Source organism: Phyllobacterium brassicacearum, assembly GCF_003010955.1.
GTDB lineage: Bacteria > Pseudomonadota > Alphaproteobacteria > Rhizobiales > Rhizobiaceae > Phyllobacterium > Phyllobacterium brassicacearum.
In genome coordinates this window covers 146,823-159,102 of the sequence record NZ_PGGO01000087.1, presented here as the reverse complement: position 1 = coordinate 159,102, position 12,280 = coordinate 146,823, and the positions used below count along the sequence as shown (strand labels likewise).

At 57.9% G+C, this 12,280-nt stretch carries 10 protein-coding genes; 4 read left to right on the top strand and 6 right to left on the bottom strand.

Annotation, left to right across the window (positions count from 1 at the left end):
* Positions 1-88 precede the first annotated feature (88 nt).
* Positions 89-1,993, bottom strand: a complete 1,905-nt coding sequence (locus tag CU102_RS29150) for a 5'-nucleotidase C-terminal domain-containing protein (RefSeq protein ID WP_106714476.1) — start codon at positions 1,991-1,993, stop codon at positions 89-91.
* A 148-nt stretch (positions 1,994-2,141) separates the two neighbouring features.
* A complete protein-coding gene (omp10, locus tag CU102_RS29145; protein ID WP_106714527.1) occupies positions 2,142-2,531 on the bottom strand; it encodes an outer membrane lipoprotein Omp10 in 390 nt (129 codons plus the stop codon).
* Positions 2,532-2,727: 196 nt separating this feature from the next.
* On the opposite strand from omp10, the gene CU102_RS29140 reads away from it, so the two are divergent.
* Positions 2,728-3,186 carry a GNAT family N-acetyltransferase gene (locus tag CU102_RS29140; protein ID WP_245425648.1) on the top strand — a complete coding sequence of 153 codons (459 nt, stop codon included), beginning with the start codon at positions 2,728-2,730 and terminating at the stop codon, positions 3,184-3,186.
* 22 nt (positions 3,187-3,208) lie between these two features.
* A complete protein-coding gene (locus CU102_RS29135) occupies positions 3,209-3,610 on the top strand; it encodes a VOC family protein (RefSeq protein ID WP_106714474.1) in 402 nt (133 codons plus the stop codon).
* 58 nt (positions 3,611-3,668) lie between these two features.
* On the opposite strand, the gene CU102_RS29130 is transcribed toward CU102_RS29135, so the two are convergent.
* From CU102_RS29130 to CU102_RS29120, 3 genes are all read right to left on the bottom strand, one after another.
* Positions 3,669-5,114 (bottom strand): homospermidine synthase, encoded by a 1,446-nt coding sequence (locus CU102_RS29130; RefSeq protein ID WP_106714526.1) that lies wholly within the window; start codon positions 5,112-5,114, stop codon positions 3,669-3,671.
* A gap of 152 nt (positions 5,115-5,266) precedes the next feature.
* Positions 5,267-6,187: a heme-dependent oxidative N-demethylase family protein gene (locus CU102_RS29125; protein ID WP_106714473.1), complete on the bottom strand. Its 921-nt coding sequence runs from the start codon at positions 6,185-6,187 to the stop codon at positions 5,267-5,269.
* Positions 6,187-8,064: a M3 family oligoendopeptidase gene (locus tag CU102_RS29120; RefSeq protein WP_208113872.1), complete on the bottom strand. Its 1,878-nt coding sequence runs from the start codon at positions 8,062-8,064 to the stop codon at positions 6,187-6,189. The genes CU102_RS29125 and CU102_RS29120 overlap by 1 nt, the downstream gene beginning before the upstream one ends.
* A 349-nt stretch (positions 8,065-8,413) precedes the next feature.
* On the opposite strand from CU102_RS29120, the gene mepK reads away from it, so the two are divergent.
* Positions 8,414-10,318: a peptidoglycan L,D-endopeptidase MepK gene (mepK, locus tag CU102_RS29115; RefSeq protein ID WP_342588796.1), complete on the top strand. Its 1,905-nt coding sequence runs from the start codon at positions 8,414-8,416 to the stop codon at positions 10,316-10,318.
* A gap of 71 nt (positions 10,319-10,389) precedes the next feature.
* Here the strand turns inward: mepK and CU102_RS29110 are convergent, their stop codons facing one another.
* Complete coding sequence (locus CU102_RS29110; RefSeq protein ID WP_106714472.1) at positions 10,390-11,028, bottom strand: 2-dehydro-3-deoxy-phosphogluconate aldolase; 639 nt, start codon at positions 11,026-11,028, stop codon at positions 10,390-10,392.
* A 154-nt stretch (positions 11,029-11,182) separates the two neighbouring features.
* Between CU102_RS29110 and trhO the strand changes: the two genes are divergently transcribed.
* Complete coding sequence (trhO, locus tag CU102_RS29105; RefSeq protein ID WP_106714523.1) at positions 11,183-12,112, top strand: oxygen-dependent tRNA uridine(34) hydroxylase TrhO; 930 nt, start codon at positions 11,183-11,185, stop codon at positions 12,110-12,112.
* Positions 12,113-12,280: the final 168 nt, after the last annotated feature.

Below are 12,280 nucleotides of genomic sequence, written 5' to 3'. Positions count from 1 at the left end.
TACCCCAAGAATAGTATGGCTGCAGGCCAAGTGCAAAGGCACGGTGAAAGTCGAACCCAGTTCAACTGTGATCCGGTTGAAACTGATCCTACATCGCCGGCGGTACTTTCATCTCGGCGCCGATCGGTAGCTTCATAACCCGCATGTCCGGGTTGGCCTCAGCGAGCCTTTTCCATTCGATGCCTTTGCCATAGACCTCTTCGGCAATGTCCCAGAAATTGTCACCGCGCTTGATCGTATAGGTATCAGGATGGTGGTTCGCCGCTGGAGCGGCTGCCGCTGTTTCGGATGCGGGTTTGGCGGCATCCGGAGCTTTCGGAGCTTCTGTCGTTGAGGGTTCCGCCGGCTTGGCTTCAACCGAAGCACCGGGCGCCAGAGCGGTAATGCGGCCGTCGGTATAGGGCTTGTACGGGGTGTTCTTCGCCATGTAATCGGCAAGGACCAGTTCAAGCCCTGGGCCGAAGTCATAGGCGTTTACCGCGTTGGTCGAGAAGACCTTATAACCGTCGCCACCTGCGCGCATGTAGTTGTTGGATACGACGCCATAGGTTGCGCCGGTATCGATCGGCTTCCAGCTGTCGCCCTGCAACACCTGAACGTCAGAGATGCGGCTGCCAGCGGGTTTTGACACGTCGAAAGCATATTTGAGACCAGCGACCTGCGGGAACCGGCCGGCACCCTGATCGATCTGGCTGACGCCGTTTTCGAGGGCGGCCACCACGTCCGAACCGCGCAACTGGAACGTTGCCAGCGTATTCTGGAACGGCAGGACCGTCAGAACCTCACCCATGGTGACCTCACCCGCATCAATCGATGCGCGCAAGCCGCCGCCATTGATGATGGCGATCGTCACGCCCTGGCCCTTGACGCGGTCGAGCATCGCATCGGCAACGAGATCACCCATGCTGCATTCCTTGACCCGGCAGACCTCGCGGGCAGCTTCAATCACGCCGCCCGATTCGCCGACCTTCCTGGCTTTCAACTCTTCGATCGGCTTGCCCAGTTCCTTGATGCGGGCGACAAAGGCGGGGTCCGGCGTTACAGATGAATCGAGGAGGATTGGTGCGCCCTCGCTCTTGATGACATTGCCATCGTCGTCGAACGTAACTTTGAGCTCGCCGAGATATTTCGAATAGGATTTTGCCTGAACAATCGGCACATCCCTGCCAGAGGGGTTCTTGACCAGCGTCGGATAAGGCCCGAGCGCTTCCGGGTCGGTGTTCGATAGCAGTGTGTGACTGTGACCGCCGACGATCACATCGATGCCGTCTACCTTGGCGGCGAGTTCCTTGTCCCTGAGATAGCCGTAATGGTTGACGGCGATGATCTTGTTGACGCCTTCGGCCTTCAGTGTCTCAACGAGCTTTTTCAACGCCTCGACTTCGTCGGCAAACTTGACATCAGGCCCAGGGCTGGAGATTTCTGCCGTGTCGGTGGTGAGAGCGGAGATAATGCCGATTTTCTGGCCGCCGATTTCCTTGATGAGATAGGGTTTGAATTTCCCGGCTATGGGCGAATTCGGGGCGGCCTCCGTGTTGCTGGAAATGACCGGGAATTTCACCTTGTCGAGGAACCTGGCCAGAGTGACTGGTGTATCGTCGAACTCATGGTTGCCGAGCGCCATGGCATCGAATCCCATCTGGTTCATGAACTCGGCGGTGTCGTCACCCTTGTAGGTCGTATAGAACAGCGAGCCTTGAAACTCGTCGCCGGCATCGAGGACGATGACGTTGCCGCCGTCCTTCGACAGCGCGGCGCGGCGTTCGTCGATCTTGGTTTTGACGCGGGCAATCCCGCCGAAACACTCGTTCTTGCTCTCCTCCTCAGCGGAGCAGGTGGAATCGAATTTGTTGATCGCCTCGATGCGCGAATGCTCGTCGTTGATATGCAGAATATTGAGTGTGTAGTCGGCCATCGCCGCGCCGGCAGTCATGCCGAGGGCTGAGGTGGCTAACAGGATTTTCGGCAGGATTTGGTTGAGGATTCTGGACATGACTGCTCCGCGGGGCTCATTCAATCGAAGGGCTTAGTATCTTCATCCTATGTTTCGCGCGTCAAGGAGATATGACAAGACGCACCAACCGCACCAAGGTGTTACCGCCTTGCTGGCGCACGTGCTTTGAGCAGAAAAATAGAGCTTTCTAGCCTACCTGCGGCGAGCGACGCGTCAGGGAGAACTGCTGGCCTGATGACGAGGTGCAATTCAGCTGACCGGCACTGATGAGGGCGCAATTGACCTTGGACTGGGTGCCACGGGCGAGCGAGCGCAGATCGATCTCGATCAGGCTGGCTGAAGCAAAGCGGTAATTACCCTCGGCCAGTTTTTCCTTTGTGTCGTTGGCGCGGGTTTCGAACACCCCGTTGTTGAAGTTGGAGAAAGCGACGCCGGATGTGTCGAACCATTGACCCTGTACACTATCGGATGGCTTGGAAACTTGACCCGAACCGCCATCCTGCATGGACCCGCTCATGCAGCCGGCAAGGGTGATGGTCAGTGTGGTTGCGGCGATGGCCAACGAAAAGCGTTTCATCCAGACAATCTCCCAATGAATCTGCCTTGATTCAATGCCGTGAAAATCAAGCAAAAACAAGACCTAAGTTTAATTGCAAATTCGAAGAGGTTGTTAGTTCCGTAAAATATCCCGGTTGTCAGTTGCCGCCTGCAGGGTATGTGGAAAGAATGACAACGGAATGTATTCAGCACGATGAGGCATGTGGTGTGGTGACGTGAAGTGTGTTCGAACAGCAAGAGTAGCAGACGCGGCGAGGGCCTGCGCCGTGTTGCGCCGGTCGATCACGGAGCTATGCGTTGCCGATCATGGCAATGATCGGATGTCGCTCGAACAATGGCTCGCCAACAAAACGCCGGAAAACGTCACGGCATGGATCGAGGCAAAGGGCCAGGAATTGGTGATCGCCGAAGAGGCAGGTGAGGTCCTTGGGGTAGGAGCCGCCTCGGCTGCCGGCGAAATCCTGTTGAACTATGTTTCGCCGGATGCGCGGTTTCGCGGTGTGAGCAAGGCAATCCTGCTGCATCTTGAAACATATGTGCTTGCGCAGGGCGGCAAGAAAAGTTTCCTTTCAAGTACCCTTACCGCCCATCGATTTTATCTGGCGTCAGGTTACGAGGATGCGGGAGAACCGGAATTGTGGGCAGGGATGAGTGCCCAACCGATGATCAAATAGCTTTCGGACAAGTGAGGACAGAATGATCGGTTACACGATGGTAGGCACGAACGATCTTGAGAAGGCGATCCGCTTCTATGATCCGTTGATGGCTGAGATGGGTCTCGACGGGTGCTACCGGGATGACCTGTCGACGTCATGGGGCAGGAAGGGCGATGACCGTTTCCCGCTCTTCTTTGTCGGATATCCGTTTGATCGCGAGCCCGCGACTGTCGGCAATGGTGTGATGACGGCTTTCCGTTTCGACAATAACGCAGCGCTGGTTGACTGGCTCTATGCGATGGCACTGAAAAATGGCGGAAGCGACGAGGGCCCCCCGGGCTTCCGGCCCCAATACGGCGAGGGCTTCTATGGCGCCTATGTCCGCGATCCGGACGGCAACAAGCTGGCGTTTGTCTGTTATGACGCCGAACCGATCACGTAGAAGTCGGTAAAGAGAAACGGCAGCCCGAAGGCTGCCGTTTTGCTTGATTGCGCTGAGATCAGCGCACGAGGATGTTGCGGAACTGCCAGGGATCGCTCGTGTCGAGATTTTCCTTGAACAGGCCTGGCCGGTTTTCCAGCGGCGTCCAGTCGGTATAGTGACCCTTGAGCGGACCGAGATAGGGCTTCTGCACTTCGAGGCAGCGGCGGAAATCCATCTCATCGGTCTCGACGATGCCTGCATCCGGATTTTCCAGCGCCCAGACCATGCCTGCCATGACGGCGGATGAAACCTGCAGGCCGGTGGCGTTCTGATAAGGAGCAAGCTTGCGGGCTTCCTCGATCGTCAGCTGCGACCCGTACCAATAGGCGTTCTTGTCGTGGCCGTAGACGAGGACGCCGAGTTCATCGGCGCCGTCGACGATCTCCGACTCTTCCAGCACGTGCTGGATCGCCTGGGGCTGGCCGGCTGCGCCGAACATCTCATCGAGCGATAGTGTCGCCACATTCGCAGGATGATAGGCGTAATGGCAGGTCGGCCGATAGTTGGCCTTGCCCTTCTTGTCGAACACCGTGAAGAAATCGGCGATCGAGATCGCCTCGTTGTGCGTGACCAGCAGGCCGAACTGCGCACCCTCGGTCGGGCACCATGTGCGGATGCGAGTGTCGGCGCCGGGCTGTTCCAGGAAGATCGCGGCCTTGTTGCCCTTCTTCTGCTTGCGGGCATTCTTCGGCATCCATTTTTCATGGGTGCCCCAGCCGAGTTCGGCCGGCTGCAGGCCTTCGGAAATGAAGCCATCGACGGACCATGTGTTCCAGAAGGCGCCGAAAGGCTTCGGCTCGCCAGCGCGTTGCGTGTCGCGCTCGGCGATGTGGATGCCCTTGACACCAACCTTTTTCATCAGTTTCGCCCAGCCCTCGCGATCGTTGCGGCCGGGTTCCTTGTGGTCGACGTGCAGGTCGCGGGCAAGGTCAAGCACAGCCTGCTTGACGAACCACGAGACCATGCCGGGATTTGCGCCGCAGCAGGACACCGCGGTCGGACCGCCTGGATGCTTCTTCCGTTCGGCAAGCAATGTCTGGCGCAGCGCATAATTGGTGCGGTCGGCGTTATCGAGGTCGTTGGCATAATAGAAGCCGGGCCAGGGCTCGATCACGGTGTCGATATAGAGCGCGCCGGCCTTACGGCACAGATGCAAGATATCGACGGACGACGTATCGACGGAAAGATTGACGCAGAAACCCTGTCCGCCGCCTTCGGTGAGAAGGGGCTTGAGCAGCGTCTTGTAATTTTCCTTGGTAACGGCTTCCTGAATGAAGCGGATGCCGCGCTCGTCGAGCAGTTTCTTGTTGGCATCGCTCGGATCGATAACGACCAGGCGGGATTTATCGTATTTGAAGTGGCGTTCGATGAGGGGCAGGGTACCCCGTCCGATGGACCCGAAACCAATCATCACGATCGGACCGGTAATTTCTCCATGTACAGGCCAATCAGCCTTCGCCATTTTTTTTGTGCTCCTAATTTTGATCTCCATCAATGAGTACAGCCGCTACAGAGCGGCTTCAAAGAAACCATAGAGCATAGACATGACAAAGAGCAAACAACCCAATGCCCTTTTAGGGTGAAATTTCATTATACTGTTAATTATAACGGCGTTTATAGGCGTTTTAGCGCGTCAATAAGCCGTTCGCGAATTGTCATAATACCTTTGTAATGCAATTGCGCAGGATTTAGCGCTTCAAGCTGGCTAGCAAAAGCTTCGGCGACGGCACGGCATTCCGGATGTTTCTTGAGCGCATTTATAGGATTCAAATGGATGCGGATGGTGAAAAGTATATCGCCGGAAGTGGGCAATTTGCGTAAGGTCTGGCGCTCGACACGGACGAAACTCTGCTCGGCGATATCGCCATCGCCATACAGCGCGCCCTTCTGGTGGCTGGCGAGCGGATGGTAAAGATTACCGTCCGGCTGCAGTGACCAGTTCATGCGCCAGACGGGCCGGTCGAGGCGCAGATTGTCGAACATGCGGGTGATCAGCCCGGCATTGCGCGTACCGGCGCCGAAATCGGGCACAGGCGCATGGATCTCGTCCATCGAACGGCTGAATTTTTCCAGAAGGGTCCAGGATGACGGAAAGGACAGCGAGGCAGCCGCGAGATGCCAGCCGCGCCGCTCGTCCTTGCGCATCAGCACGAGGTCTTCCTGAACGAGACTGGCAGCGCTATGCAGGAATGGAACATCGGTATCGCCCAGGTGCACGGGGTTCTCCCGGCCGGTGATGGCAATGGCGTCATTGATACGGGTATAGGTCGATGGATAGTGCTCGACGAGATGCTCCGCGAGAAGGTCAAGGACCTCCTGTTGCGCCTCGCGGGTACCCGGTTCCTCGACGAAGATCCTGTCGCCGTATTCGGCAAACAGGCGCTCTTTCTCGGCGAGGTAGCCGAGAAGATCATCGTCGACTTCGATCCAGTCCTTCAGGTCGAGCTGCTGCAGCCCTATGGTGAAGGGTTGCGCCGAACCATCATAGGGCGTGTGCGTCGGGGCAACAGGCGCAGAGTTGGCGGTGGTATCCATTATGCGGCGTCCATCGCCTCCAGTTCGTCGATGATGCCTTCGATGACCGAGAGGCCCTTTTGCCAGAAGGCAGGGTCAGTCGCGTCGAGGCCAAAAGGCGCGAGCAGTTCGGAATGGTGCTTCGTGCCGCCCGCCTTCAGCATGTCGAAATATTTCTGCTGAAACCCCGCATCAGCGTTCTGGTAGACGGCGTAGAGCGAGTTCACCAGGCAATCGCCGAAGGCGTAGGCATAGACATAGAAGGGCGAGTGGATGAAATGAGGGATGTAGGTCCAGAAGGTCTCATAGCCGGGGCCGAAGCGGACTGCATCGCCCAAGCTCTCCTTTTGCACATCCAGCCAGATCTCGCCGATGCGGTCGGAGGTCAACTCGCCGTTCATGCGTTCGGTGTGGACGCGGCGCTCGAACTGGTAGAACGCGATCTGGCGTACGACCGTGTTGATCATATCCTCGGCCTTCTGGGCAAGCATTGCCTTGCGCTCACGCTTGTCCCTCGTCTTCTCGAGGAGCGAGCGGAAGGTCAGCATTTCGCCAAAAACAGAGGCAGTCTCGGCGAGCGTCAGCGGCGTCGAGGCCATCAGGGCACCCTGATCGCCGGCGAGCACCTGATGCACGCCGTGGCCAAGCTCATGGGCAAGGGTCATCACGTCGCGTGGCTTGCCCATGTAGTTGAGGAGCACATAGGGGTGAACCGACGGCACCGTCGGATGGGCGAATGCGCCGGGTGACTTGCCGGGGCGGGTCGGCGCATCGATCCAGTTCCTGTCGAAGAACCGTTTGGCGATATCGGCCATTTCGGGTGCGAAGCCATGATAGGCAGACAACACGGTTTCCCGTGCATCGGTCCACGAGATGACGGCTTGCGGTGTCTCAGGCAGGGGAGCGTTGCGATCCCAGTTGTTCAGATATTCGAGGCCGAGCCACTTGGCTTTCAGCGCATAATAGCGATGCGACAGCCTCGGGTAGGCGGCCTGCACGGCCTCGGCCAGGGCATCGACAACTTCACGCTCGACGCGATTGGCAAGATGGCGGCTATCGGCGATATCCTGAAATCCACGCCAGCGATCGGAGATTTCCTTGTCCTTCGCCAAAGTGTTGGTGATCAGGGTGAATGTGCGCAGGTTTTCCTTGAAGGTTTTCGCCAATGCGTCGGATGCGGCCTTGCGCAGGGTGCCATCCGCATCCTGCAAAAGGTTCAACGTCGGTTCAAGTGACAGTTCCTCGCCGTTCACCTCGAAGCGCAGTGCGGTCATGGTTTCGTCGAACAAGCGGTTCCAGGCACCACGGCCGGTGATCGATTTTTCGTGGAACAACTGCTCAAGCTTGTCCTCGAGCTGATAGGGCCGATCCTTGCGCAGGTCGACCAGCCACGGACTGTAATGGCCGATTTCGGGATTGTCGGCCATGGCCTTTTCGATCACCGCGTCGTCGATGCGGTTAAGTTCGAGGCTGTAAAAGATCAGGTGCGTGCTGGCATCGGTCATCTTCTGCTGGATGTCGCCATAGAGCTTCGCACGCTTCGGATCCGACGTGTCGCCGGCGTAGACCAGTCCTGCGTAGGAGACGATCTTGCCAATCAGTTCTTCGAGCGCTTCGAACTCCCGGATCGAGGCTGCGAAATCGCCGCCCCGGGGTTTGGCGGCCTCAGCGGCGAGATTGCCCTTCCAGCGTTGCTCGAAGGCAATGGCCAGTTCGTTGGCTCGGATGAGATCAGCCTTGAGTTCGCTGCTTTCCGTTGATGGATAGAGATCGGCAAGGTTCCATTCGGGAAGAATGCCCAGCGCCGACGGATCGTTCTTTGCCGCGGCGGCCGAGCCAGCTTTAGGCGCCGCCATAGCTTTGGGATCGTGTGTATATCCAGTGATTTGAGAAATCATTTTTGGCACCATGTAGTTGAGGTGACGGCAGCGTCCAATACCGAATCAGGAAGCGTCAGTCGGGGCCCTAAACCATAAGAGTGGGTCGCGGATTCATCCAGCTTCATCTCTATGATTTACAAAACGCGCATTTTTTAGACTTTAGAGGGGTGGATTCGTCCGTGAAAACGCCGTAATTGTGCTGTTAACAACCCGTTGACCATGTCACAAAACATTGGATTTCGTTCGGTTTTTTGCCATGCTCTCAACGCAATTATTCTACAATAAGTGACCATTAACCATTAAATCGGATAATCCAGCTATTCGGGGGTTGGAAAACACGGTCAAGGTTGGGACGAAATTGTCAAACATGATTCATGCACAGGACGACAAGTCTGAGGCGAGTTCTTTCGTACGCGCCAGCTGGTTTGTTTTCCTCATGGTCTTTGCGTCGATGCTGTTTGCATCCGCACAGGCTTCTGCCGAGACGAGGACTCTCAAGCTTTACTTCATCCACACTAAAGAACGCGCCGAGATCACATTCAAGAAAAATGGTCGTTACCAGCAGGACGGCCTGAACAAGCTCAACAAATTCCTGCGCGACTGGCGCCGCAATGAGCCGACGAAGATGGACCCCCGTTTGTTCGATCTCGTCTGGCAGGTCTATCAGAACGTCGGCGGCCGTGATTACATCAACGTTGTTTCCGCCTATCGTTCCCCTGCAACAAACTCCATGCTGCGTTCCCGTTCGCGCGGCGTTGCGACGAAGAGCCAGCATATGCTCGGCAAGGCAATGGACTGGTATCTGCCCGGCGTGAAGCTGTCGTCGCTGCGCGTTGCAGCGCTAAAGTTCCAGGCTGGCGGCGTTGGTTATTATCCGACCTCAGGCTCGCCATTCATACATACCGACGTTGGCAGTGTCCGCCATTGGCCGCGCATGAGCCGCAGGGAATTGCTGGCTGTATTCCCGGACGGCAAGACGATCCATGTTCCTTCCGACGGCAAGCCATTGCCCGGCTACGAGCAGGCGCTGGCTGCGTATGAATCGCGCAAGCGCAATGGCAGCTCGATCCAGGTTGCGAGCGCTTCAAGCTCCGGACGACGCGGCAAGACGCTCTTTGGCGTTCTCTTTGGCGGCGGCGCCGACGAAGAAGAAGATTCCAGCGAAAGCTCAGTGGCTGTAGCCTCCGCGCCGACGCAGTCGCGCACCGTAACAGCCAAGGCTGCTCCGGCCGCAGATTCGGAGGAGGGCGCTGCACCGCCGGCACCAGCCGCTACAGCGGCGAAACCCGCGGCCATCGCTCCGGACCTTCCGACACGTGCTGCGCCTGCGCCTTTGAATGCGCCACGCCCTGAAGCGCCGCTCGCTATAACGGCTGAAGACAACCAGGCCCTGGCGTTCGCCGTTCCTGTTCCGCTACGCCGCCCGGATTACACGCCGACGCCGGCGCCCGGACAACCGGACACGCTCAATGCATTGGCGGAAGAGAAGCCGACAGTCGTTGCCGCCTTGCCAACGCCCCGGCCGCAGGATAGCGCCAGCGCAATTCGCGACATGATTGCTGCGAACGTCGATGATGCCAATACAGCCCCGGCTCATCCTGAAATGGTGAACGCGCTTGTGCCCGTTCCCTTCGACAAGCCGCACAATGCACCCAAGCCGACCGACATGATGGTTGCGTCGGTTGTACCAAACCAACGCCCCGTGACACCGGCCCTGCAAACCGCGGCAGAGGCAAATCCGGACATCATTCAGGTTCCCGAAGAAGACGATCTGACCCCGGAAGCCATCATCAAGCAGTCCGATACCGAATTGAAGCCTCAGCCGGAACTGCCGACCTTGCCTGGCACAACCGGCGGACGCGTCGTCCAGGCACAGCAGAACGCGCAAATGGCCTCGGCTGAACCGCAACCATCGCTCCGCCGGACGATGCTCGAAGCCAAGGGTGATCCAGTCGCCATGCTCGACAGCGGTGTGGTCACGACGACCAAGAGCTCGAAGCCGCGCCGTCAGACAGCGCAGGCCCACAATCCGAAAGCCATCCAGGTTTCTTCAGATCTGCCGGATCGCGCGCTCTCTACCCAGCAGGTAGCGGAGACATCTCCGGACGTGGAGCCGGCTGTCTTGCGCAATGAAACGATGCGTACGGCACCGACGACGGTCTACACCGCCGGTTTCCAGCAGAACCTTCCTGTGGCAGATGCCAACAAGTTCACCGGCAAGGCAGTTACATTCCTGCAGATCGCCAAGTTCAATTCGACCAACGGGTCGTAAAACGGCCTGAACCAAAAAAAAGCGGCTCTGATCCAGAGCCGCCTTTTTCATTTTATTGAATTCCCGTGTGGTCAGCTCGCCAACTTTACCGCGTCTGCGGCAAGTTTGGTGATTTCATCCCACTTGCCGGCCTTGACCAGTTCCTCCGGTGCGATCCAGGAGCCGCCGACGCAGACGACGTTCGGCAAGCTCAGGTAGGTTTTGGCGTTAGCAATGCTGACACCACCCGTCGGGCAGAACAATGTGCCCGCAAGCGGCGAGGCGAGGGATTTCAGGAATGTCGCGCCGCCTGCCTGTTCGGCCGGGAAGAACTTCAGCATCGTATAGCCTTCCTCGCGCAGTGCCATGATCTCGCCGGGCGTAATCGCCCCGGGCAACAGTGGCACCTTGCTGTGGCGGGCGGCTTCGATGAGCTGCGGCGTCGCGCCGGGGCTGACGATAAAGCGCGAACCGGCCGCGCTGGCCTCTTCGTACTGGCGGGCATTGAGAACGGTGCCGGCACCCACGATCGCTTCCGGCACTTCGTCGGCGACGGCACGAATGGCGTCAAGCGCGGCAGCGGTCCGCAGCGTGATCTCGATTGCGGGAAGGCCGCCAGCGGCGAGGGCGCGTGCCAGGGGAACGGCATCGGCAACATTCTGGATCAGAATGACCGGAATGACCGGCTGGCCCTTGAGGACGGGAAGTAACAAATCGGTCTTCTGGGTCATGTCATTCTCTCCGCTGTCGTGAACTTCAATCGATTTAGTGGGGGCCGCCAGGTTTGTCTACCTGGATTTATCAGGGCGTAGCCCATCTTGCGATGCTTGTCGCGGTTGCAAAACCCTTGAAATTGCAGCCCTAGCACAGTAGTTGGATGCGATCATGACACAACACACTTCGAACCTGCCATTTACAGTGGCCGCCCTCTACCGCTTTGCCCGACTGGATCACTACCAGTCGTTGCAGGAGCCGCTGGCGAAACTGTGCTGCGGCGAGGGGATCAAGGGCACGTTGCTTCTCGCTGCGGAGGGCATCAATGGCACCGTTGCAGGGTCTGCAGCGGCGATGAAGAAGCTGATCGATTTTCTCGAAGCAGAACCTGCCATTGCCGGGATGGAGCTCAAATACTCCCACGCCAGCGAGATGCCGTTCAAGCGCATGAAGGTGCGCCTGAAGAAGGAAATCGTCACCATGGGCGTCGAGGATATCGACCCCTTGAAGAGTGTCGGTACCTATGTCCCTGCCGGGGACTGGAATGCGCTGATCAGCGATCCGGATACGATCCTCATCGATACGCGCAACGATTATGAAACGGCGATCGGCACGTTTCAGGGGGCGATCGATCCGCAGACGAAGACATTCAGAGAATTTCCGCAGTGGGTTGACAACCACCGCGAGGAACTGGAAGGCAAGAAGATCGCCATGTTCTGCACCGGCGGCATTCGCTGCGAGAAGGCGACCGCCTTTGTCAAAGGGCTCGGTTTTGACGATGTGTTCCATCTGAAGGGCGGCATCCTGAAATATCTCGAGGACGTGCCGGCCGAGCAGAGCCGCTGGGAAGGCGAGTGTTTTGTCTTCGATGAGCGGGTTTCGGTGGGCCATGGCCTTATCGAGGGCGAGGCCGAGCTTTGCCACGCCTGCCGCAATCCTATTGCACCCGATGACAAGCTCTCACCGCTGTTCGAGGAGGGTGTTTCCTGCCCGAATTGCTACCACGAGCGGACAGACGAAGACCGCGCCCGCTTTGCCGAACGGCAGAAGCAGGTGAGGCTGGCGAAAGAGCGGGGCGAGAAGGCTCACATCGGTTCCTAGCAGCGAATAATCTGCAGGTTTGTTGTGCGTGGTTTTGCAAGCCCACAAATTCCTCTCCTGTCATTGCAATGCCATGAAGCCGGTCCTAACTAAGCGGGGCGAATTCATGCGGCCGCGCATGACTCAAAAGCCAGATGGGCTTTTGAGTGCGCAGATTTTAGGTATTGG

Bases quoted from the DNA above. Each gene is read 5' to 3' on its own strand.
- CU102_RS29150 (WP_106714476.1), bottom strand. From the start codon at position 1,993: ATGTCCAGAATCCTCAACCAAATCCTGCCGAAAATCCTGTTAGCCACC.
- omp10 (WP_106714527.1), bottom strand. From the start codon at position 2,531: ATGAAACGCTTTTCGTTGGCCATCGCCGCAACCACACTGACCATCACC.
- CU102_RS29135 (WP_106714474.1), top strand. From the start codon at position 3,209: ATGATCGGTTACACGATGGTAGGCACGAACGATCTTGAGAAGGCGATC.
- CU102_RS29130 (WP_106714526.1), bottom strand. From the start codon at position 5,114: ATGGCGAAGGCTGATTGGCCTGTACATGGAGAAATTACCGGTCCGATC.
- CU102_RS29125 (WP_106714473.1), bottom strand. From the start codon at position 6,187: ATGGATACCACCGCCAACTCTGCGCCTGTTGCCCCGACGCACACGCCC.
- CU102_RS29120 (WP_208113872.1), bottom strand. From the start codon at position 8,064: ATGATTTCTCAAATCACTGGATATACACACGATCCCAAAGCTATGGCG.
- mepK (WP_342588796.1), top strand. From the start codon at position 8,414: ATGATTCATGCACAGGACGACAAGTCTGAGGCGAGTTCTTTCGTACGC.
- CU102_RS29110 (WP_106714472.1), bottom strand. From the start codon at position 11,028: ATGACCCAGAAGACCGATTTGTTACTTCCCGTCCTCAAGGGCCAGCCG.
- trhO (WP_106714523.1), top strand. From the start codon at position 11,183: ATGACACAACACACTTCGAACCTGCCATTTACAGTGGCCGCCCTCTAC.